This window comes from Ferrovibrio sp., from assembly GCF_041906005.1.
Taxonomy (GTDB): Bacteria; Pseudomonadota; Alphaproteobacteria; order Ferrovibrionales; family Ferrovibrionaceae; genus Ferrovibrio.
This window is the reverse complement of sequence record NZ_JAYRJY010000001.1, coordinates 1,483,370-1,503,772: the sequence shown is the minus strand read 5'-3', so window position 1 is coordinate 1,503,772 and position 20,403 is coordinate 1,483,370. Positions and strand designations below refer to the sequence as shown.

Annotated in this window: 22 protein-coding genes; 18 read left to right on the top strand and 4 right to left on the bottom strand. The window is 65.7% G+C overall.

Features of this window, described 5'->3' with window-relative positions; genetic code table 11:
- Positions 1-40: 40 nt before the first annotated feature.
- From ACE3OO_RS07200 to ACE3OO_RS07155, 10 genes are all read left to right on the top strand, one after another.
- Positions 41-610, top strand: a complete 570-nt coding sequence (locus ACE3OO_RS07200; protein ID WP_374301265.1) for a NifU family protein — start codon at positions 41-43, stop codon at positions 608-610.
- 150 nt (positions 611-760) lie between these two features.
- Positions 761-1,981, top strand: a complete 1,221-nt coding sequence (locus ACE3OO_RS07195; RefSeq protein ID WP_374301264.1) for a glucosaminidase domain-containing protein — start codon at positions 761-763, stop codon at positions 1,979-1,981.
- A gap of 149 nt (positions 1,982-2,130) precedes the next feature.
- On the top strand, positions 2,131-2,667 hold the full coding sequence (locus ACE3OO_RS07190; protein ID WP_374301262.1) for an RT0821/Lpp0805 family surface protein: 537 nt from the start codon (positions 2,131-2,133) through the stop codon (positions 2,665-2,667).
- Positions 2,664-3,590 carry a hypothetical protein gene (locus ACE3OO_RS07185; protein WP_374301260.1) on the top strand — a complete coding sequence of 309 codons (927 nt, stop codon included), beginning with the start codon at positions 2,664-2,666 and terminating at the stop codon, positions 3,588-3,590. The genes ACE3OO_RS07190 and ACE3OO_RS07185 overlap by 4 nt, the downstream gene beginning before the upstream one ends.
- A 30-nt stretch (positions 3,591-3,620) precedes the next feature.
- Complete coding sequence (locus tag ACE3OO_RS07180; RefSeq protein ID WP_374301258.1) at positions 3,621-4,607, top strand: DnaJ C-terminal domain-containing protein; 987 nt, start codon at positions 3,621-3,623, stop codon at positions 4,605-4,607.
- Between the two features lie 152 nt (positions 4,608-4,759).
- Complete coding sequence (locus ACE3OO_RS07175; protein WP_374301256.1) at positions 4,760-5,599, top strand: N-acetylmuramoyl-L-alanine amidase; 840 nt, start codon at positions 4,760-4,762, stop codon at positions 5,597-5,599.
- 29 nt (positions 5,600-5,628) lie between these two features.
- Complete coding sequence (locus ACE3OO_RS07170) at positions 5,629-6,795, top strand: mandelate racemase/muconate lactonizing enzyme family protein (RefSeq protein WP_374301254.1); 1,167 nt, start codon at positions 5,629-5,631, stop codon at positions 6,793-6,795.
- A gap of 128 nt (positions 6,796-6,923) precedes the next feature.
- Positions 6,924-7,895, top strand: a complete 972-nt coding sequence (locus tag ACE3OO_RS07165; protein ID WP_374301252.1) for a TRAP transporter substrate-binding protein — start codon at positions 6,924-6,926, stop codon at positions 7,893-7,895.
- A gap of 72 nt (positions 7,896-7,967) precedes the next feature.
- Entirely contained in the window at positions 7,968-8,483 is a 516-nt protein-coding gene (locus ACE3OO_RS07160; RefSeq protein ID WP_374301250.1) for a TRAP transporter small permease, read from the top strand.
- Positions 8,480-9,760 carry a TRAP transporter large permease gene (locus ACE3OO_RS07155; RefSeq protein WP_374301247.1) on the top strand — a complete coding sequence of 427 codons (1,281 nt, stop codon included), beginning with the start codon at positions 8,480-8,482 and terminating at the stop codon, positions 9,758-9,760. Before ACE3OO_RS07160 ends, ACE3OO_RS07155 begins: the two co-directional genes overlap by 4 nt.
- Positions 9,761-9,773: 13 nt before the next feature.
- Here ACE3OO_RS07155 and ACE3OO_RS07150 read toward each other — a convergent pair whose 3' ends face one another.
- The gene (locus ACE3OO_RS07150; protein ID WP_374301246.1) at positions 9,774-11,078 is read right to left on the bottom strand and encodes an RsmB/NOP family class I SAM-dependent RNA methyltransferase; all 1,305 of its coding nucleotides are present in this window, start codon (positions 11,076-11,078) and stop codon (positions 9,774-9,776) included.
- Between the two features lie 56 nt (positions 11,079-11,134).
- On the opposite strand from ACE3OO_RS07150, the gene ACE3OO_RS07145 reads away from it, so the two are divergent.
- From ACE3OO_RS07145 to ACE3OO_RS07130, 4 genes are all read left to right on the top strand, one after another.
- A complete protein-coding gene (locus ACE3OO_RS07145) occupies positions 11,135-11,557 on the top strand; it encodes a PaaI family thioesterase (protein WP_374301244.1) in 423 nt (140 codons plus the stop codon).
- A 90-nt stretch (positions 11,558-11,647) separates the two neighbouring features.
- The gene (rpe, locus tag ACE3OO_RS07140; protein ID WP_374301242.1) at positions 11,648-12,322 is read left to right on the top strand and encodes a ribulose-phosphate 3-epimerase; all 675 of its coding nucleotides are present in this window, start codon (positions 11,648-11,650) and stop codon (positions 12,320-12,322) included.
- A gap of 6 nt (positions 12,323-12,328) precedes the next feature.
- Positions 12,329-13,981, top strand: coding sequence for a heparinase II/III family protein (locus tag ACE3OO_RS07135; protein ID WP_374301240.1), 1,653 nt, complete (start codon positions 12,329-12,331; stop codon positions 13,979-13,981).
- Entirely contained in the window at positions 13,978-14,454 is a 477-nt protein-coding gene (locus tag ACE3OO_RS07130; RefSeq protein WP_374301238.1) for a HutD family protein, read from the top strand. The genes ACE3OO_RS07135 and ACE3OO_RS07130 overlap by 4 nt, the downstream gene beginning before the upstream one ends.
- Before the next feature lie 21 nt (positions 14,455-14,475).
- Here the strand turns inward: ACE3OO_RS07130 and ACE3OO_RS07125 are convergent, their stop codons facing one another.
- A complete protein-coding gene (locus ACE3OO_RS07125) occupies positions 14,476-15,471 on the bottom strand; it encodes an adenosine kinase (RefSeq protein ID WP_374301236.1) in 996 nt (331 codons plus the stop codon).
- A gap of 82 nt (positions 15,472-15,553) precedes the next feature.
- Between ACE3OO_RS07125 and ACE3OO_RS07120 the strand changes: the two genes are divergently transcribed.
- From ACE3OO_RS07120 to ACE3OO_RS07105, 4 genes are all read left to right on the top strand, one after another.
- On the top strand, positions 15,554-16,984 hold the full coding sequence (locus ACE3OO_RS07120; RefSeq protein ID WP_374301234.1) for an amidase: 1,431 nt from the start codon (positions 15,554-15,556) through the stop codon (positions 16,982-16,984).
- 13 nt (positions 16,985-16,997) lie between these two features.
- Positions 16,998-17,675 carry an EI24 domain-containing protein gene (locus ACE3OO_RS07115; RefSeq protein ID WP_374301232.1) on the top strand — a complete coding sequence of 226 codons (678 nt, stop codon included), beginning with the start codon at positions 16,998-17,000 and terminating at the stop codon, positions 17,673-17,675.
- A gap of 65 nt (positions 17,676-17,740) precedes the next feature.
- Complete coding sequence (locus ACE3OO_RS07110; protein WP_374301230.1) at positions 17,741-18,436, top strand: polymer-forming cytoskeletal protein; 696 nt, start codon at positions 17,741-17,743, stop codon at positions 18,434-18,436.
- A gap of 17 nt (positions 18,437-18,453) precedes the next feature.
- Positions 18,454-18,921, top strand: coding sequence for a hypothetical protein (locus tag ACE3OO_RS07105; protein WP_374301228.1), 468 nt, complete (start codon positions 18,454-18,456; stop codon positions 18,919-18,921).
- Here the strand turns inward: ACE3OO_RS07105 and ACE3OO_RS07100 are convergent.
- A complete protein-coding gene (locus ACE3OO_RS07100; protein ID WP_374301226.1) occupies positions 18,918-19,313 on the bottom strand; it encodes a hypothetical protein in 396 nt (131 codons plus the stop codon). The genes ACE3OO_RS07105 and ACE3OO_RS07100 overlap by 4 nt on opposite strands.
- Complete coding sequence (locus ACE3OO_RS07095) at positions 19,310-20,359, bottom strand: AraC family transcriptional regulator (protein ID WP_374301224.1); 1,050 nt, start codon at positions 20,357-20,359, stop codon at positions 19,310-19,312. Before ACE3OO_RS07095 ends, ACE3OO_RS07100 begins: the two co-directional genes overlap by 4 nt.
- Positions 20,360-20,403 lie beyond the last annotated feature (44 nt).

Here is a 20,403-nt window from a genome sequence, read left to right as displayed (position 1 = left end):
CCCCCAACCAATTTCCAGTCACCTTTTTGCGGACCCATCGATGTTCATCCAGACTGAAACCACGCCAAACCCGGCGACCCTGAAATTCCTGCCCGGCCGCGCTGTGCTGCCGGCGGATTTCGCGGCCGGCTCGGCGGCCTTCACCGACGCCGAAACCGCCAAGGTTTCGCCGCTGGCGGTGCGGCTGTTTGCAGTGGACGGTGTCGAGGGGGTCTTCCTCGGTAGCGATTTCGTCACCGTGACCAAGATGGCCGACCAGGATTGGTCGGCCCTGAAGCCGGCCCTGCTGGGCGCCATCATGGAGCATTTCATGGCGGGCCTGCCGGTGATCAATGCCGGCGCGGCCGAGTCTGGCGCCGCCGAGACTTTCGATCCGGCCGACGGCCAGATCGTACTGCAGATCAAGGAATTGATCGACACGCGGGTCCGTCCCGCGGTCGCCCAGGATGGCGGCGACATCGTGTTTCGCGGTTTCGAACGCGGCGTCGTCTACCTGCATATGCAGGGTTCCTGTGCTGGTTGCCCCAGTTCGACGGCAACCTTGCGCTACGGCATCGAGAACATGCTGAAGCATTACGTGCCCGAGGTTTCCGAGGTTCGGGCAGTTTAAGTCGCCCTCCGGTTCCGGGTTGCGGAACCGGCTGGGTATTCACGCGTTTCCTGGTGGGGGATCGCACAAGGGCAGCGCCCGGCGCAGTCCGACGTGTTGTGTCGGATGTGTCGAAGGGATCTGGCGCTGAGAACTGTGGAGGTTTGACCCATGACGGCTAATCGCGATCGGCGGTTGCTTGCCATCGGCTCTGATGTGCGTCTGATTTTTGCCGGCTTTGGCCTTCTTCTGGCCGTCGGCCTGGTTTCCGGTATTGGTGTCGGCCTGTTGTCCAGCCGCCAGTTGGCCCGCGTCCCAGACGTGCAGGTGCAGCAGGCGGCCCATCTCTCCGTGGGCGATGGCGTGAATGAGGCCTGGGACCGTCTGCGCCAGATTGCCCAGTTGGACTGGCGCGCCGTGGTCGAGCCGCGCGCGGTTGCCGATGCCGGCAAAGGCAAGAAGGAATCCCAGCCGCAGTCGGGCGATACCGCCGCGGTCAGCCCGGAAGAAGCCTCGCGCCGGTTTGCCGAGGTGCGGCAGCTTTCGCCGCACCGCACGGCCCTGCGCGCGCAGACCGATCGCACCGTCGACGCCATGCTGCGTAAATTCGAGCAGGAAGGTTTCGATCTTGCCGATCTGCGCAATGCCAGCGGCCAGCTTGAAGTGCCGCGCATTTTCCTGGCCTCGTTGCCGATCGATATCGCCGACGTCAATCTGACGGAGAAGCGCAAGCGCGCCTTCATCAAGGTGATGCTGCCGCATATCCTGCGTGAGAACGAGCGTATTGCCGCCAATCGTGAGCGCGTCGAAAAGCTGCATGAGCGTATGCAGCGGGGCGCGACGCTGACGGCGCGCGACGAAGCCTGGCTGCAGCAGATTTCCGAACAATACGGCCTCGACGAGGTCGACACTGCCGAATTGCTCAATCGCATCGATGTGGTGCCGCCGGCGCTGGCGCTGGCGCAGTCGATCGAGGAATCCGGCTGGGGCACGTCGCGTTTTGCCCTGCTCGGCAATGCGGTGTTCGGCCAGTGGACCTGGAATCCGGGCAACGGCATTGTGCCGGAGAACCGCCCCGATGGCGAAACCTACGAGATTCAGCGCTTCAAAAGCCTGGAGCAGTCGGTCGCTGCCTATATGCGCAACCTGAACAGCAAGTCGAGCTATCGCGAATTCCGCGACAAGCGCGCCTCGATGCGCAGCCGCGGCGAGGATCTGGACAGCTATCAGCTTGCTGGCCAGCTCCACCGCTATTCGGTGCGCGGTGCCGATTATATCCGCACCATCCGCTCGATTATGAAGACGAATACGCTGGACATGTTCGATGGTTCGCGCCTGGCCGATGAACCGTCGCCGCTATTCACCAATATCGATTTCTTCAGCAAATCCTGACCCTTCGGCCCGGCTTGTAACGCGGCGGATCGCGGTTTTTCGCGGCGATCCGCCGCATCCCCCTCCTTGCAGCGGCATTAACCCGACCAATATACTAGGCGCTTGATTCGGCGGCGCTGTCGGCCGCCCCTGTTGCGAGGACGTTTCCCATGTCTGCCACCCCGATCCATTCGATCAAACCGGCCGCAAAGCAGGCCCGTCTGCCGCGGTATTTCCTGCTGCCCGCCCTGGTCGCGGCTCTTGGTCTGGCCGCTTGCCAGAACAACGGCCAGGGGCCGGAGCTGAACAAGGAAAATGTCGGCACCGTGCTGGGCGGCATTGGCGGTGCCGTGCTGGGCGCCCAGTTCGGCAAGGGCACGGGTCGCCTGGTCGGCGTGGCCGCCGGCGCGCTGGCGGGTGCGTATCTCGGCAACCAGATCGGTTCGTCGCTCGACAAGGCCGACAAGGCGGAAATGGAAAAGGCCAGCCAGAAGGCGACCACCGCTCCGGTCGGCCAGACCATCTCCTGGCGCAATCCCGACAGCGGCAATTCCGGCACCGTGACGCCTACCCGCGAGGGCACGGCGGCCAATGGCGATTACTGCCGCGAATTCCAGCAGACCGTCACTGTCGGCGGCAAGACCGAACAGGCCTACGGCACGGCCTGCCGCCAGCCTGACGGCAGCTGGAAGATCGTCAACGGGTGATCCGCATCGCCATGATCGGAACCGGGGCTGCGATACGCCGGGTCGCGGCGGCAGGACTCTGTGCCGTCGCCTTGCTGCTGGCATCCCCGCAGGCCCGGGCCGGCTTTGCCGATGGCGTGAAAGCCTATGAGGCCGGTGATTATGCCGGGGCCTACGCGGCCTGGTCGCCGCTGGCCGAAGGCGGCGATGTCGCCGCCATGCGCAATCTGGGGCATCTGTATCGCTGGGGCCAGGGCGTCGAGCGCGACATCCAGCAGGCCATGCATTGGTATCGTCGCGCCGCCGAAACCGGTTTCGCGCGGGCCCAGGCCAATCTGGCGGCGATCTATCTGCAGGGCGATGAGGGCGTCGCCGTCGATTATGCCGAAGCGCGCAAATGGTTCGAGGCGGCCGCAAAACAGGGCCATGCCGTCGCGCAGTATAATCTGGGCCTGATGTATGAACTCGGCCTTGGCGTCGAGAAGAACGAGGCTGTGGCGCTCGGCTGGTACAACAACGCGGCCAAGGCCGGCCAGCCCGATGCGCTGGAACGCCTGTCGCTGCTGGTGATGCGTCGCGATGGCGGGGCGGCGGCGAAGCCGGCCGGCGAGGCTGCGATCCCACCGAAAGCCGCGGGCAGTGACGACAAGACGGAAAACAGCGCGGCCGGCGTAGTGGAAACGCCCGTGTCCGCGCCGGCAGTATCGCCGGCTCCGGCACCGGTCGAGGCAAATCCGGTCGAGGCGCCGCCGGCGGCCGATCCGTCCCGGCCTGCTGATGCCCAGGGCGAACCCGAACGGCCCGGTCTGCTCGGGCGTTTTTATTCCGCCATCTCGTCGGGTGGCGGCGTCTCGCTTCCCAACCTGTTCAATGCCGGCGAAAATCGCGATGATACCGACAAGCTCGAGCCGGAAGCGAAGTCCGGTTCGGAGGCGCGGCCATGATGCCGTGCGCGATCTGGGGGACCGGCCGTCATGCGTGATCCCTATGAAGTGCTGGGCGTGGCGCGCGGTGTCAGTCAGGACGACCTGCGCAAGGCCTATCGCAAGCTGGCCAAGGAACTGCATCCCGACCGCAACCCCGACAACGCCAAGGCCGCGGAGCGGTTCAAGGAAGTCTCGGCCGCCTACGACATTCTGGGCGATGCCGAGAAACGCGGCAAATATGATCGCGGCGAAATCGACGCCGCCGGCCAGCCGCGTGCGCGCGGCTTCGGCGGCGGCTTTCGCGGCGGTCCAGGTGCTGGCGCCGGCGCGCGCGGCGGCCGTGGCCCGTTCGGCGGCGGCGATTTCGGTTTCGGCGGTTTTGAAAATGGCGGCGAGGATATCTTTGACGAGATATTCGGCCAGATGCGGCGCACGCGCGGTGGTGCCGGTGCGGGGGCCCATGCCGGGGCGCGTGCCAACCGGCCGATGCGGGGCGCCGATCGCCATTTCAATCTGAAGATCGGGTTCCTGGATGCCGCCCGCGGCTGCAAGCGGCGGCTCACCATGCCTGATAGCAAGCAGCTTGATGTCACCATCCCGGCCGGGCTGGCCGATGGCCAGCAGATCCGCTTGCGGCACCAGGGCGATGCCGGCCGCAATGGTGGCGAGGCGGGCGACGCGCTGATCGAGGTGACGGTCGAGCCGCATGCCTTCTTCACCCGCCAGGGCGACGACATCCATCTCGAGCTGCCGGTCACGCTGGACGAGGCCGTGCTTGGCGCCAAGATTGCCGTGCCCACCATCGATGGCATGGTGGCCGTTGCGGTGCCCAAAAGCGCAAGTTCAGGCACCACCCTGCGTCTGAAAGGCCGCGGTTTCCCGCTCAAGGGCGGTGCGTCCGATCAGCGGGGCGACCAGTATGTGAAGCTCAAGCTCGTGCTGCCCGAGAAACCGAACTCGGCGCTGGAAAAGCTGGTCGAGGGCTGGGTGAAGTCGAATAAATACGACGTGCGGGCCAAATACACGGTCGAATGATTCCGCCGCCGCCCGGCCGGAATTAACGAAGCATTCACCATCTCTTGTCAGCCTGAAGGTGGACTGTCCTTGCCGGAGAGTCCTGTGGGCGTTTATCGTCCCGCCACGACAGCCGATTCGCGCGCGATCCCGATTCGGTCGATGGACAAGGCATGTATACGCGACGTTTGGTGATTTCTTCCCTGCTTGGACTGCTTGGCAGCGCCGCCTTCGCGGCGCCGGGCTTGGCGGCATCGCGCAATGGCGCCGTGCCGGTGCCGAGGCAGAAACCGCCGGCCGGCGGAACCAAGCCCATGCCGAAACGCCCGCCTGCCGTCGTGGTGCTCGATCCCGGCCATGGCGGCCGCGATCCGGGTGCCATCGGCGTGACCGGAACCGAGGAAAAGGATGTCACGCTGTCGATCTGCCAGAGCATCCGCCAGATGCTGGCCGGCAATCCCGACATCAGGGTATTCATGACCCGCGACCGCGACAGCTATATCCCGCTGCCCAGCCGGGTTGCTTTCGCGCATGAAAAAAGCGCCGACCTGTTCATCTCGATCCATGCCGATGCGGCGCCCAATCGCGGCGCCCGTGGCCTGTCGGCATATTCGCGCGCCGACAAGGCATCGGATGATTTCGCCCGCCGCCTGGCCGACCGCGAGAACCAGGTCGATGCGATCTATGGCTTTGATACCGGCGCCACCGACAAGCAGACGGCGGCGATCCTGATCGATCTGGCCCGCCGCCACAGCCATAACGCCTCGCTGTCGGCCAAGCGCCGCATCGTCACCGGCGTCGGCCGGCGGGTGCAGTTGCTGGAAAACCCGATGCGGCAGGCCAATTTCGCCGTGCTGCGTTCGCCCGCGATCCCCTCGGTGCTGATCGAGACCGGCTTCCTGTCGAATCCGCAGGACGAACGCATCCTGCGCAGCCCGAAAAGCCGCGCCGAACTGGCGCGCTTCCTGGCCGAACAGATCGCCCCGGTGGCGGCCGACCTGCGCGAGGCGTAAGCCGCGCCCCGTCAGATCAGGAGCGCCGCATGCGCATCGTCGAAGTCCGCGAGAAAACCGTTTCTATCGCCTCGCCGATCGCCAACGCCTATATCGATTTCTCCAAGATGACCTGCTCGGTGGTCGCCGTGATCACCGATGTCGTCCGCGACGGCAAACCGGTGGTGGGCTTCGGTTTCAATTCCAATGGCCGCTACGGCCAGGGCGCCCTGATGCGCGAACGTTTCCTGCCGCGCCTGATGGAGGCCGATCCCGATACGCTGATCGATACCGCCAACAACAACCTCGATCCGTTTGCCATCTGGAAAACCCTGATGACCAACGAGAAGCCGGGCGGCCATGGCGAACGCTCGGTGGCAGTGGGCACGCTCGACATGGCGGTGTGGGATGCCGTGGCCAAGATTGCCGGCGTGCCGCTCTGGCGCCTGCTTGCCGACCGCTACCGCAAGGGCGTGGCCGACGACCACGTCTGGGTCTATGCCGCCGGCGGCTATTACTATCCCGGCAAGGACCTGACCGCCCTGCAGGACGAGATGAAAAGCTATCGCGACCGCGGCTATCGCGTCGTGAAGATGAAGATCGGCGGTGCGTCACTCGCCGAAGACCTGCGCCGCATCGAGGCGGTGATCAAGATCGTGGGCGATGGGCGCAATCTCTGCGTCGACGTCAACGGCCGTTTCGATCTGAAGACGGCAATCGAATACGGCAAAGCGCTGCTGCCCTACGACCTGTTCTGGTATGAAGAGGTTGGTGATCCACTCGATTACGCCCTGCAGGCCGAACTTGGCAGGCATTACGACAAGCCGATGGCCACCGGCGAGAACCTGTTCTCGATGCAGGATGCGCGCAACCTGATCCGCTTCGGCGGCATGCGGCCCGACCGCGACTGGCTGCAATTCGACTGCGCCTTGTCGTATGGCCTGGTGGAATACCTGCGCACGCTCGACATGTTGAAGGACCATGGCTGGTCGACGCGGCGGGTCGTGCCCCATGGCGGCCACCAGATGTCGCTGAACATCGCCGCCGGCCTGCATCTGGGCGGCAACGAAAGCTACCCCGACGTGTTCAAGCCCTTCGGCGGCTTTGCCGACGGCATCGCCGTCGAGGATGGCCATGTCGGCTTGCCGCAGATTCCCGGTGTTGGTTTCGAGGCGAAATCCGGGCTTTATGCCGTGATGAAGTCGCTGCTCGACTGATCGTCCGGGCCGCAAGCCGGCCAGCGCAATCTGGCAATTGACAGTGTGCGGAAGGACCGGCAACCTCGGCGGCCTATAACAAGGCGACGGGCGATGAACCGCCGCCAGAGGAAACCCGGAGACCGATCATGCGCATTTCATATCTGCTGGCCGCCGCCGTGATGGCGGTTGGCCTTGCCGGCCCTGTTGCCGCCCAGACCACCCTGAAATTCGGCTATGCCCTGGCGCCGAACTCGCATTACGGCGTGGCGGCCAAGTCCTTCGACGAAAATCTGGCCAAGCTGGCGCCGGGCAAGTTCAAGATCGAGCAGTTCCCCTCCAGCGCGCTGGGCGGCGAACGCGAGATGATCGAGAGCCTGCAGCTCGGCAACCTGGAAATGGTGGTCACCTCCAGCGGTCCGGTCGGCAACTTCGTGCCGGAAGTCGCCATCATGGACATCCCCTTCCTGTTCCGCGATGCCGCCCATGCCCGCGCCGTGCTGGATGGCGCACCCGGTCAGGAGCTGCTGGCGAAATTCCCCGCCAAGGGTCTGGTCGCGCTGGCCTGGGGCGAGCAGGGCTTCCGCCATCTCACCAACAGCAAGCATCCGGTCGACACCCCGGCCGACCTCAAGGGCCTGAAGATCCGCACCATGGAAAACCAGGTGCACATGATCGCCTTCCGCACCCTGGGTGCCAGCCCGACGCCGATGGCCTGGCCGGAAGTGATCCAGGGCCTGCAGCAGGGCACCATCGACGGGCAGGAAAACCCGATGTCGGTGATCGTCAGCGCCAAGCTGCCCGAAGTGCAGAAATTCCTCACCCTGACCCGGCATGTCTATTCGCCGGCGCTGATCATCATGTCCAAGCGCACCTACGACAAGCTGTCGGATGCCGACAAGACCGCAGTGCAGGCCGCGGCCAAGGCCGGCGCCAAGGATATGCGCGCCTGGATCGACCAGGTCGAGTCCAAGGCGGTGTCCGATGTGCAGGCGATGGGCATGAAGGTGGTGGAGAAGGTGGATACCGCCAAGTTCCAGACCGCGCTGGAACCGGCCTTCGCCGAATACGCCAAGCGTTTCGGCAAGGACAAGATCGACCAGATCCGCAATTTCAAGTGATCTGAATCTCACACAGGGTATGGGCGGGACGGCAGCAAAAGCCGTCCCGCTCCGTTTTCCGGAAGCCTTCCCATGCTGCGTCAGATCGATCGCGCCATTCTTGGCCTCAACCGCCTGCTGCTGATCGTGGCCCTTGCCGCGATGTCGGTGATCGTGTTCGCCAATGTGATGCTGCGCTACACCACCGGCGATTCCATCGTCTGGGCCGAGGAGGTGGCGCGCTACCTGATGATATGGCTGGCCTACCTTGGCATCGGCCCGGTGCTGCGGCTGGGTGGTCATATGGCGATCGACACGCTGCAGGCCGGTCTGGGCGAACCGCGGGCGAAGCTGCTGCGGCTGCTGATCGTGCTGCTGATGGCGTGCTTCAGCGCGGCGATGGTGTGGATCGGCGTCGATTTTGTCGATCGCACATCCGTGCAGTCGACGCCGGTGACGGATATTTCCTTCAGCTGGATCGCCGCCGCCATTCCGGTCGGCTTCGCGCTGAACCTGTGGCACCTGCTGGCGGTGGCGCGCGGTTATGTGACCGACAGGGAATTCGAGGTTTCGGCCGATCTCGATCCGGATCAGGCGGCGTCGATATGATCACCGCGATCCTGTTTGGCTGTCTTGTCCTGCTGCTGGCACTCGGCGTGCCGGTGGCTTTTGCCATCGGCATGTCGTCGCTGGCCGCCATGCTGGCCAATGGCCTGCTGCCGATCAGCCTGGCGCAGAAGCTGCTCACCGGGGTCGACAGTTTTCCGCTGATGGCCCTGCCGTTCTTCCTGCTCGCCGCCGAACTGATGACCGGCGGCGCGCTGGCCGAGGTGTTGCTGCGCTTCGCCGCCATGTTCGTCGGCCACCGGCGCGGCGGCCTGGGTTATACCAACATCCTGACGCTGACCTTCTTCTCGGGCATCAGCGGCTCGGCGCTGGCCGATGCGGCCGGCCCCGGTGCCATCCTGATCCGCATGATGCGCAAGTCCGGTTATCCAGCCGCCTATGCGGCGGCGCTGACGGCCACCACCTCGGTGGTCGGGCCGATCATCCCACCCTCGATCATCATGATCATCTATGCGTTGCAGGACCAGAATGTCTCGGTGGTCAGCCTGTTCATCGCCGGCATTATTCCCGGCCTGCTGATCTCGGGCTCGCTGCTGCTCTATAATTTCTGGGCCAGCCGCCGCCGCAATTTCAAGAGCGACGGCACCCTGCCCGACCTGCGCACCATCGTCACCACCACCTGGCGGGCCCTGCCGGCGCTGGTGCTGCCGGTGATCATCGTGGTCGGCATCCATGGCGGGGTGTTCACGCCCACCGAGGCTTCAGTGATCGCCGTGTTCTACGCGCTGGTCTGCGGCATGTTCGTCTACCGCACGCTCACGCTGGCGATGCTGCCCGGCATCCTGGCGCGCTCGGCCTTCCTCACGGCATCGGTGCTGCTGATCGTGGCGATGTGTTCGGCCTTCGCCTGGGTGCTGACGATCCTCAAGGTGCCGCAGATGCTGGCGCTGTGGATCGGCGCCCAGGGGCTTGACCCGCTGGCTTTCCTGCTGGCGGTGAACATCCTGCTGCTGTTGTTCGGCATCTTCATCGAGCCGCTGCCCGGCGTGATGGTGCTGGTGCCGATCCTGGCGCCGATGGCCTATGCCCTGGGCATCGATCCCACCCATTTCGCCATCGTGGTGATCGTCAATCTGACGCTCGGCATGATCACCCCGCCGGTGGGCGGCCTGCTGTTCGTCACCGCGATGGTGGCGAAGGTTTCGCTCTCCGAACTCAATCGCGAACTGTATCCGATGCTGGCGCTGCAGCTCGGCGTGCTGGCATTGATCTCGCTGGTGCCGGCGATCAGCACCTGGCTGCCCAGCGTCATGCGTTAAGGCGCGTGATGCGCTAGACGGTCTTCTCGAGGCAGACGGCGAAGAAGCCATCCATGCCGCCGCGCTCCGCCCAGTGGCAGGGCAGGGTGCGCAGGGCGCCGTCAGATGTGACCGCTTCCTCCGGCAGGCCCAGCTTCGCCGCATCGGCCGGCACAATACGGGCGCCGGGCAGGGCGCGCAGAACCGGCATCTGCCGCTCGCCTTCCTCGGGCTGCAGCGAACACACGCAGTAGACCATCTTTCCGCCCGGCTTCAGCATCGCCCAGGCCGCCTTGATCAGGCGCTGCTGCAATGCGGCCAGTTTCATCACGTCGGTTTCGTCTTTCAGATACGGCAGGTCGGGATGGCGGCGGATCGTGCCGGTGGCCGAACAGGGCGCGTCCAGCAGCACGGCATCGAAAAGTTGCGGGGGTTGCCAGGACTCGATCTCGGCGGTTCTCACCTCGGCTTTCAGGTGCAGGCGTTTCAAATTGGCCTTAAGCCGCTTCAACCGCGGATCCGAGCGATCCACCGCCATCACCTGTGCCCCCATGGCGGCCAGTTGCGCGGTCTTGCCGCCCGGCGCGGCGCACAGATCGGCCACGCGCAAGTCTTTCACATCGCCCAGCAGCAGCGCCGGCAGCGTGGCGGCCGCATCCTGAATCCACCAGGCTCCATCTTCGAAACCAGGCAGGCTCTCGATCGCGCCGCCGGCCATGCGACGCAGGCTGCCATTCGGCAGTAATTCAGCTTGCAGTGTCTCTGCCCAGACGGAAGCATCGCTCTTTACCGAGATATCCAGCGGCGCTTCCTGCAGGTGCGCCAACGCGATGTCACGTGCGACATCGGGGCCATAGGCATGGTCCCAGCTCTGCCACAGCCAGTCGGGCGTGTTTGTCAGGGCGGCATCCTGTTCGGCCACGATAGCCATGCCTTCGGTGGCCACTTTGCGCAGCACGGCATTGATCAGCCCGCGCGGCTTTTTCTGGTCCGGGTGCATCAGGTCGACGGCGGAATCCACCGCGGCATGAGGTGGCGCATCGAGGAACAGCAATTCGGCGGCGCCCAGCCGCAGCGCTTCGCGCGGCAGGCCCTTGGGCCACAGGGTGAGGAATTTGCGCAGGACGCCGTCGATCTGGCCGCGCCGGCGCAATGCCGTGGCCACCAGCCGGCGCACGAAGGCACGGTCGCGGTCGGCCAGGTCGCGGAAACCGGTTTTGGGATCGGCCAGCTGGTCGTCCAGCGCGCGGCCCTTGCCCAGCACGCCATCCAGCAGGCTGGCGGCGACGCGGCGGGGATTGATCGGAGCCGGTGTGGCGGGGGCGGTCTGGTCAGACATGGCCGCTGTTCTAGACCCCGTCTGGGGTATAGTCGAGCCACTGACCGGGAGGCGCCATGACCGAACTCTCCATTGCCGATGCCCAGGCCATCCTGGCCGAAAATTTCCCACCCTGGATCCGCGACCTGCATCTGCGTTTCGAAAGTCTTGCACCTGGCCGCGTGGTGCTGCGTCTGCCCAACAATCCGAAACTGGCCCGCGTCGGCGGCATCCTCTGCGGCCAGGCCATCATGGCGGTGGCCGACACGGCGATGGTGTTTGCCGTCACCAGTGCCGTGAAGCGTTTCGTCAACATGGCGACCGTGACCCAGACCACCAGCTTTTTCCGTTCGGTGGCCGACATGGATGTGCTGTGCGAGACGCGCGTGATCCGGCTGGGCAAGAGCCTGGCTTTCGGCGAAGCGAACTTTCGCAGCACCGAGCGCGAGGAGCCTTTCGCCCAAGCCAGCCTGACCTATGCGCTGTTAACCGGAAAGTGAGCGAAATATCGCGCGAAACCGCGAATAATGGCCGAATCGGGGCGGCCCGCTTGCTTGGCGGATGGGCCGGAACCTGCTAATCCTCCGGCCATGCCGCAGCAATCGACCCGAATCGCCCCCTCGATCCTGTCCGCCGATTTCGCCCAGTTGGGCGCCGAGGTCGCCGCCATCGACAAGGCCGGCGCCGATTATGTGCATATCGACGTGATGGACGGTCATTTCGTACCCAATCTCACCATCGGGCCAAGCGTGGTCGCCGCCTTGCGCAAGCACACCAAAAAGCCCTTCGACGTGCACCTGATGATCTCGCCGGTGGATGCCTTCGTGCCGCAATTCGCCGAGGCCGGCGCCGACATCATCACCGTGCACCCCGAAGCCGGCCCGCATGTGCATCGCACGCTGCAGCTGATCCGCAGCCTGGGCAAAAAGGCCGGCCTGTCGCTCAATCCCGGCACGCCGGTGGAAACCGCGCTGGCGGTGCTCGACATGGTCGACCTCGTGCTGGTGATGAGCGTGAACCCGGGTTTCGGCGGACAGAAATTCATTTCCAGCCAACTCGAGAAGATCCGCATCCTGCGCACGGCCATCGACAAATCCGGCCGTGCGATCGACCTGGAAGTGGATGGCGGCATCAACGTCGAAACGGCGCAGCTGGCTGTCAATGCCGGTGCTGATGTTCTGGTGGCCGGCACCGCCACCTTCCAGGGCGGCCCGTCGGCCTATGCCGATAACATCGCGCGGGTGCGCGCCAAGCGCGCGGCGTGAGCTGACGTGGCTGCGGCCAGTCTGCGGGATACCTTCGGACAGAAACTGCTGCGGCGTGCCAGCACCGCTTGGTATGCCACGCGTCTGTATGCCCTGACCCTGCCGCGCCAGGCGCCGCTCGAACTCCCGGTCCTGCCGGATGAAGCCTGGCCCGGTGCGGTGGCCAATGCCGACCGGCTGTTTCAGGGCCGTTTCGTCTTTGCCGGCGTCGAGGTGGTTTCGCCACGCTCCGCACCATGGAGCATGACGGCGGCCGAGCTGAAACTCGACGCTCCCAGCCATGCTGCCTGGGCCGCCGAACTGCATGGCTTCCGCTGGCTGCGGGATTTCGCCACCCAGGGCGGCGACATGGCGCGCCGCATGGCCCGTGCGCTGCTCACCTCCTGGCTTGAAAGGCACGCGCAGCAGATCCAGGGCCTGCCCTGGCGCGCTGACGTGGCGGGGCGCCGGCTGTCGCACTGGATCGGCGCGGCGCATTTCCTGCTCGATGGCGCCGATGAAAAATTCGCCCATGATTTCCTGCTCGCCATCGCGCGGCACACGGCGCATCTGAACCACGCGGCGAAACGCACGCCACCCGGCCTGCCGCGCTTTGCCGCCATGATAGGACTGGTTTATGGCCTGGAAGCGCTGGGCCAACCCGAGCAGGCTGCGATGCAGGCGCTGTGCGCCGCGCTGGAAACGCAAATCCTCGCCGATGGCGGCCATGTCAGCCGCAATCCTTCGCAGCTTTATCGCCTGCTGCGCGAGATTGTCGCGCTATGGCGTTTCCTTCTGGCGCTCGATCCGGAACGCGCCGCCATGCTGCAGGTTTTTCTGGATCGCATGGCGCCGATGCTGCGTTTCTTCCGTCACGGTGATGGCGGACTCGCGCTGTTCCATGGTGGGCAGGAGGAAGTGCCGGCCCAGATCGAACAGTTGCTCGATCTCTCCGAGGCCAAGGGCAAGCCACTCAATTCGGCGACGCTCAGCGGTTATGAACGTGCCGTGGCGCGGCGTGGCCTGCTGCTGATCGATGCCGGTGCGGCGCCGCCGGTCCAGCCGGATGCGCCGCCCCCCCATCGTGGCCTGCTGTCGTTTGAATTCAGCCACGGCAAGGATCGCCTGATCGTCAATTGCGGGGCGTCGCGACGCATCGGCGGCGGCTGGGCCGAAGCCTTGAGCGGCAGCGCGGCGCACAGCACGATCACCCTGGGGCAGGGCGAACCGGCGCTGGATGCGCAGGTGTCTGTGACGCGCAACGAACAGGATGGCGCTATCCTGTTCGACCTCGAGCATGACGGCTGGCGGCGCAGCCACAACCGCCTGTATCGCCGGCGCCTGTTCCTGGCGGCTGGTGGCGAGGATCTGCGCGGCGAGGAAACCATTACCGACTCTGCCGGCATGCCGGTCGAAGCGGTGCTGCGGCTGCATCTGCATCCCGGCGTGCATGCCTCCCTGATCGGCAGCGGCGACACGGTGATCCTGAAAAGCGCCAGCGGCCAGGGCTGGCGTTGGCGCGGTGCCGGCGGCGTGGTGCGCCTGGAAGACAGTGTCTATTTCGGCCATACCGACAATGGCGGTGCCGATGCGCCGCGACGCACGCAACAGATTGTGATGACCGGCTCGGCCGGCGAAACCCCTCTGGTATTCAAATGGGCGCTAACCAAAATCGGTTGATCCACATTGCCAGCTTGCCGGCGCAACCCTGGAAGAATGGCGGTGGTCTCACCACCGAGATCGCCATCGATCCGCCCAATGCCTCGCTGGAGGATTTTCGCTGGCGCGTCAGCATGGCGAAGATCGAGCGCGATGGGCCATTCTCGGCTTTTCCCGGCATCACGCGCTGGATCACCCTGGTCGAGGGCAACGGCTTCATCCTTGATTTCAGCGACGGTTCGACGCTGGAGGTGACGAAGCCGTTTGAGCCGCATCAGTTCGATGGCGGCCTGGCCGCGCAATGCCGGCTGGTGAACGGTCCCTGCCGCGATCTCAACGTGATGGCGCGCCACGACGAGGTGATGCGTGTCGCGGTCGCCCGCTCGCGTGCGCCGCTGCCGTCAATGGGGCACGCCGTGGTGTCGGGTCACGGTGTTTCGATCCGCCTCGACGACCGGCACGTTCTCAACGCCTTCGTCGATCGGCCGTTCTGACGGCCGATCCGGCTTTTCAGCTCAGGCTTTCTGCGCTTCGGCCACGAAGGGCTTCAGCGGCTTCTGCGGCCGTGGGCCGATATGGCTGATCACCTCGGCGGCGCAGAGCGAGCCGAGCCGGCCGGCGGCGTGCAGGTCGAAGCCATGGGTGAAGCCGTATAGGAAGCCGGCGGCGTAAAGGTCGCCGGCACCGGTGGTGTCCACCACATTCACGCCGCGCACGGCGTCGATGATGTGCAGTTCCTCGCCCGAGATGATCACCGAGCCCTTTTCCGAGCGGGTGAGAGCGGCGACGTCGACATGGCCGCGCACATGCTGCAGCGCGCCGTCGAAATCCTGCGTCTCGTACAGCGCGGTGATCTCGGCCTCGTTGGCGAACAGGATGTCGACGTGATGCTCGACCAGATGGCGGAATTCGGCGCGGTGGCGGTCGACGCAGAAACTGTCGGACAGCGACATGGCCACCTTGCGACCGGCATCATGGGCCAGGCGGATCGCCTTGCGCATGCCGTCCTTGGCCATCGGCTGGTCCCACAGGTAGCCTTCCAGATAGGTGATTTCGGCCTTCGCCACGGCAGCGGCCTCGATATCGTCGGGCGTCAGGTCGATCGAGGCACCCAGATAGGTGTTCATGGTGCGCTGGGCATCGGGCGTCACCAGGATCAGGCAGCGGGCGGTGGACGGGCCTTCGGTGGCCGGTGCGGTGTCGTAATGCACGCCCAGGCCGCGGATGTCGCGGGCGAAGACGTTACCCAGCGTATCGTTGCGCACCCGGCCGATGAACTGCACCTTGCCGCCCAGGGCGGCGACGCCAGCCGCCGTATTGGCCGCCGAACCGCCCGAGCACTCCACGGTTTCACCCATGGCGGCATAAAGCGCCTCGGCCCGGCCGCCGTCGATCAGGGTCATGCCGCCCTTGGGCATGCCATGTTCGTCGAGGAAGTCGTTGTCCACGCGTGCCAGCACGTCGACGATGGCGTTGCCGATGGCGAGCACGTTATTCTGGGCCTTGGTCATCGAAGCTTTCCTGCTGGCGGTATTTACCGTTACTCTGTAGCCAATCGAGGCAAGGAAGGCAAATATGGACGCGTTGATAAAAATGACTGCCCGCCAGGCTGTGGCGGCCCTGAAGGCCCGCGATGTCAGCCCGGGCGAACTGATCGATGCCGCCGAGGCGCGCATCGCCGAGGTGGAGCCCAAGGTCAACGCCCTGCCCATCCTGTGCCTCGACCGCGCCCGCGCCATGGCCGAAAAGCTGGAACGCCCCGACGATCCGCCGCCGGGCTACCTGTATGGACTGCCGGTGGCGATCAAGGATCTGGTGGATGTGGCCGGCGTGCGCTGCACCCAGGGCAGCCGCGCCTTCGCCGACCGCATTGCCCATCGCTCCGATTATTCGGTCGAGCGGCTGGAAGGCAACGGCGCGCTGGTGATCGCCAAGGCCAATACGCCGGAATTCGGTGCCGGGGCGCAAACCTTCAACGACGTGTTCGGCACCACCACCAATCCCTGGAATACGGCGATGACGCCGGCCGGGTCATCGGGCGGGTCGGCGGCGGCCCTGGCCGCCGGCGAGGTCTGGCTGGCCGATGGCTCCGACCTGGGCGGTTCCTTGCGCATTCCGGCTTCCTTTACCGGCGTGGTCGGCCTGCGTCCGTCCCCCGGGCGCGTGGCGTGGGGCCCGCGTGCCCTGCCGTTCGACACGCTCTCGGTGCTGGGCCCGATGGGGCGCAATGTCGGTGATTGCGCGCTGATGCTGGATGCCCAGGTCGGCCTGGATACGCGCGATCCGCTCAGCCTGCCGGCGCCGGACCGCAGTTTCGTCGACAGCGTGGACCATGCCGTCAGCTTCGGCCGGCTGCCATCGCGGTTCGCCGGCGGTTGTCGTGTGGGCTGGACACCCGATCTCGGCCTTTCGCCGGTGGATCCGGAAGTGCTGGCGATCTGCCAGGCAGCCGTGCGGCGGCTGGAAAAGCTGGGTGCGAGCGTCGGCACCGACACGCCGGATTTCAGCGGCGCGGAAGAGTGTTTCCAGGTTCTGCGCGCGGCCAATTTCGCTGCCTCAGTTTGGCCCAAAATCCAGGGCAAGACCGATCTGGTGAAACCGGAAGTGATCTGGAACGCGGAGAAGGGACTGAAACTCGGCGGCGTCGAGCAGGCCGATGCACGCCGCGTGCAGGGCGAGATCTATAACCGCGTCGCCGCCTTTTTCGAACGCCATGATTTCCTTGTGTTGCCCACCTGCGTCTCGCCGCCTTTCGATCATCGCAAGCGGTATCTGGAAGAGGTGGCGGGCCGCAAGTTCGACACCTACATCTCCTGGCTGGTGCTCACCTTTGCCGTCACGCTTACCGGCACGCCGGCAATTTCGATCCCCTGCGGCTTCACCAAGTCGGGCCTGCCGGTCGGCCTGCAGATCGTGGCGCGTCCGCGCGGCGAAGCGGAATTGCTGGCTTTCTGCGCCGTGCTGGAGGCCGATCTGGGCCTGAGCGGCCGGGTGCCGGTCGATCCCATCGCCGGCCAGCCATGATCGGGGAGACGTGATGATCGGTCGCAGTCTGAGCCTCGCCATCGGCCAGTTGCCCGACCCGGCTTTCCGCCGGGTGCTGGTGAAGTCGCTGCTGATCAGCATGATCGTGTTCGGCCTGCTGGCCGTGGGATTGTGGTTCGGCCTGCTGCTGCTGCCGGAAACCGAACAGACCTGGCTCGACTGGGTGGTCGGTTTCCTGTCGGGCCTGGGCTTTTTCGTCGGCATGATGCTGCTGTTCCCCGCCGTGATGACGGCGGCGCTCGGCCTGTTCATCGACGATATCGCCGACGCCGTGGAACAGAAGCATTACCCGCAGGATTCGCGGGGCCAGCCGCTGGCTTTCTGGCCGGCGCTCTGGGGCTCGCTGCGCTTCCTCGGCATCGTTCTTGTGGTCAATATCGTCCTGCTGCCGGTCTATGGCATCCTGCTGTTCTTCCCGCCGCTGTTTTACATCCTGTCGCTGGCGGTGAACGGGTATCTGGTCGGCCGGGAGTATTTCGAGGCGGTGGCCTGGCGCTACCTGCCGCGACCGGAGGCCGATCGGCTGCGCCGGCGCCGGCGCGGCGATGTATGGCTGTGCGGCGTGCTTATTGTGCTTCTGTTAACCATTCCGGTCGTAAATTTCCTTGTCCCGATTGTAGCTACCGCATTCATGGTTCACGTCTACAAGCGGTTGCGGGCGACGGGCTGACCGTTACCCCGGCAATAGGTCGGTTGCCGGCTGAATCACCTTGGGGGATCAGAGGAGAACCGTCTATGTTTGGTCGCAAGAAGCCGAGTGCCGATACTGCCGCCACCCTGCCGCCGGCGCCGCCTGCCGAAAGCAAGCCTGCCGAGGTGAAGCCGGCCGAACCGGCCGCGGTTTCAAGCGTTGCCAAGGCCGATGACGATCTGCCGCCCATGCCCAGCCATCTGCGGGCCGTCGGCAAACCCGTGCTTCCCACTGCCCCCGCCACCGTTACCGCCGGAGCCGCCATGACCGATACGCCCACCACCCCGACCTTCCGCCCCGAAATTGCCAAGCGCCCGGGTGTCGATCTGGCGCCCAAGAGCGTGGTGCAGGCCACTGCCGCGCCCGCTTCGCCGCGCAGCGAAGGCGCCGAGCCCAAGGTGCTGCTGATCGGCCGTGAAATCAGCCTGAACGGCCAGATCACCGCCTGCGACAAGGTGATCGTCGAGGGCCGCGTCGAGGCCCAGCTCACCGACAGCCGCTTTGTCGAGATCACCGAAACCGGACAGTTCAAGGGTTCGGCCGAAGTGGAAGAGGCCGAGATCCGTGGCCGCTTCGAAGGCCGTCTCAGCGTGCGTGGCCGCCTGCTGATCCGCGGCAGCGGCAAGGTCTCGGGCGAGATCGCCTATGGCCAGCTTGAGATCGAATGCGGCGGCGAGATTTCCGGCACGGTGCAGACCGTGGCTGCCGGCGGCCGCAGCACCTCGGCGGCGGCCGAATAAGCATCGCATACAGAACCGTGCTTTCGTATCGCGTATCGCGCGGGGCTTTTGCCCCGCGCCTTCTGTTTCTGGGGCTGATGCTGGTTGCGCTGTCTGCCTGCGGCGCGCGGCCGTCGGGCAGTGCCGGCACCGGCGAGGAACCGCTCGACCTGGCCCTGGTGCCCGCGCCCTCGCGTCCCGATGAAGCACCGCGCCGGCCGCTCAGCGCCGATGTGGTCCGCAAGACCGAGGCCGAGGCCCGCGCGCTGTTCGGCGCGCCCACCACCTTGCGCCGCGAACCGCCGGGCGAAGTCTGGCAGTATCAGGCCGAAAATCCGCGCTGCACCCTGCTGCTGTTTTTCTATCCCGATGCGGGCCCGCGCCTGCGTGTGGCCCATGCCCAGGTGCTGAGCCGCGTGCGCGGCCAGACGGTCGACGATTCCGATTGTCTGGCGGCCCTGCTGAAAACCCAGCCGCCGATGGCGCAGCCCCGGCCGATGTCCTAACTCAATCCGACCTGTTGCCGAAACGCGTCATAAGTAAGGGCTGCGCCGGTGCTGCATTCGGCGAGCGCGCGGTCATGCGTCACCAGGGCAGCGCAGCAGGCTTTCGCAACGCCGGCCAGTAGATCATCCCGCGACAGATAGGTTATGTCACCCGTGATCACATCGCCAGGTGCAATCCTGCTGCCGCCGACGCGGTGATAGACGCCCAGCAAGGCTATGCGTTTCTCCGCATCGGCGATCTGGCGCAGTTCGTCTTCCTGAACATGCGTCGTGACGACGACCAGTTCTTCCGCCTCGATCAACGCGCGGATGCGGTCCACGTCATTATGGCGCAGGATCTCGTCATAGGCGTTGCTGTCGAACATCACCCGCAGCTTTGCCGGCAATGTCATGCCCCGCGCCGCCATTGCGCCGGCGTGGCGCCGGTCCAGGTCTTGAAGGCGCGATGGAAATTGGCCACATCGGCAAAACCCAGCCGCGCGGCCACCGCAGCCATGCTGCGGCTGGGATCGCGCAGCAGGTCTTTTGCCATGGCACAGCGCAGGGCCGCGACTTCGGCCTGAAATCCGGTGCCGCGCTGCGTCAGCCGCCGCTGCAATGTACGCGCTGTCATGCCCAGTGCGGCGGCGGCCGCATCGATGCTGGGTGGATCGCCGTCGGCCAGCAGGCCGCGGATGCAATCGGCCAGCCGCATGCGCAGGTCGTCGTCGGTCGCATCGCCCAGCCGGGCCAGCGCGCGGCCGGCGTAATCGGCCAGCATGCCTTTCAGGGCCGGACTCGCCTGCCGCACCGGCAAGGCCAGTGTATCGGCCGCCAGCAGCAGGGAATCGTCCTCGGCGTCGAATTCAACCGGCGCGGCGAAGACCCGGCGATATTCGGCGATGCCATCGGGCGCGGCATGGCGGAAGCGCACGCTCTGCGGCGCGATGGTGCGGCCGCACAGCCAGCGGGTGAAGGTGAGCGTCGCGGTCAGCACGGCTTCGACGCGATGGCGCCGGCAGGGCCAATCCGGATCGAATGGCATGTAGAGCAGACGAATATCCGCGCCTTCCGGCCGTGCCGCAAACCGTCCGCCGCCGCCCACCAGCGGCGCGAAACGATCGGCTTGCGCTGCCGCCTCGCGCAGGGTTTCGCAGCTCATCAGCAGGTGGCCCAGAGCATCGAACGAGCCGGGTCGCACCTGCTCGCCCACATGCAGGCCAAGATTGGCATCGCCGGTGAGGCGCAATGCGGCCTGCCAGATTGCCGAAACGGCATCATGGGGCAGGCGGCCCTCCGGGTTGTCGAGCAGGGCGGGGGACAGTCCGGCCTCGCGCAGCACCTGATCGGCGGCAACAGGACGGGCGGTCCGGTCGCGCAGCGCATCCAGCAGGGTGCGCACATAGCCGGCGGCCACGCTGCGCGGGATACGATGCAAGATGGTGCCGGCCTGGGTCATGCAGCCCGGTTTCCTCCCGATTTTGGCGTCCGGTGACAATGCGC

Excerpts from the sequence above, each read along its gene's own strand:
- ACE3OO_RS07200 (WP_374301265.1), top strand. The coding sequence starts at position 41 with ATGTTCATCCAGACTGAAACCACGCCAAACCCGGCGACCCTGAAATTC.
- ACE3OO_RS07195 (WP_374301264.1), top strand. The coding sequence starts at position 761 with ATGACGGCTAATCGCGATCGGCGGTTGCTTGCCATCGGCTCTGATGTG.
- ACE3OO_RS07190 (WP_374301262.1), top strand. The coding sequence starts at position 2,131 with ATGTCTGCCACCCCGATCCATTCGATCAAACCGGCCGCAAAGCAGGCC.
- ACE3OO_RS07180 (WP_374301258.1), top strand. The coding sequence starts at position 3,621 with ATGCGTGATCCCTATGAAGTGCTGGGCGTGGCGCGCGGTGTCAGTCAG.
- ACE3OO_RS07175 (WP_374301256.1), top strand. The coding sequence starts at position 4,760 with ATGTATACGCGACGTTTGGTGATTTCTTCCCTGCTTGGACTGCTTGGC.
- ACE3OO_RS07170 (WP_374301254.1), top strand. The coding sequence starts at position 5,629 with ATGCGCATCGTCGAAGTCCGCGAGAAAACCGTTTCTATCGCCTCGCCG.
- ACE3OO_RS07165 (WP_374301252.1), top strand. The coding sequence starts at position 6,924 with ATGCGCATTTCATATCTGCTGGCCGCCGCCGTGATGGCGGTTGGCCTT.
- ACE3OO_RS07160 (WP_374301250.1), top strand. The coding sequence starts at position 7,968 with ATGCTGCGTCAGATCGATCGCGCCATTCTTGGCCTCAACCGCCTGCTG.
- ACE3OO_RS07155 (WP_374301247.1), top strand. The coding sequence starts at position 8,480 with ATGATCACCGCGATCCTGTTTGGCTGTCTTGTCCTGCTGCTGGCACTC.
- ACE3OO_RS07150 (WP_374301246.1), bottom strand. The coding sequence starts at position 11,078 with ATGTCTGACCAGACCGCCCCCGCCACACCGGCTCCGATCAATCCCCGC.
- ACE3OO_RS07145 (WP_374301244.1), top strand. The coding sequence starts at position 11,135 with ATGACCGAACTCTCCATTGCCGATGCCCAGGCCATCCTGGCCGAAAAT.
- rpe (WP_374301242.1), top strand. The coding sequence starts at position 11,648 with ATGCCGCAGCAATCGACCCGAATCGCCCCCTCGATCCTGTCCGCCGAT.
- ACE3OO_RS07125 (WP_374301236.1), bottom strand. The coding sequence starts at position 15,471 with ATGACCAAGGCCCAGAATAACGTGCTCGCCATCGGCAACGCCATCGTC.
- ACE3OO_RS07120 (WP_374301234.1), top strand. The coding sequence starts at position 15,554 with ATGACTGCCCGCCAGGCTGTGGCGGCCCTGAAGGCCCGCGATGTCAGC.
- ACE3OO_RS07115 (WP_374301232.1), top strand. The coding sequence starts at position 16,998 with ATGATCGGTCGCAGTCTGAGCCTCGCCATCGGCCAGTTGCCCGACCCG.
- ACE3OO_RS07110 (WP_374301230.1), top strand. The coding sequence starts at position 17,741 with ATGTTTGGTCGCAAGAAGCCGAGTGCCGATACTGCCGCCACCCTGCCG.
- ACE3OO_RS07100 (WP_374301226.1), bottom strand. The coding sequence starts at position 19,313 with ATGACATTGCCGGCAAAGCTGCGGGTGATGTTCGACAGCAACGCCTAT.
- ACE3OO_RS07095 (WP_374301224.1), bottom strand. The coding sequence starts at position 20,359 with ATGACCCAGGCCGGCACCATCTTGCATCGTATCCCGCGCAGCGTGGCC.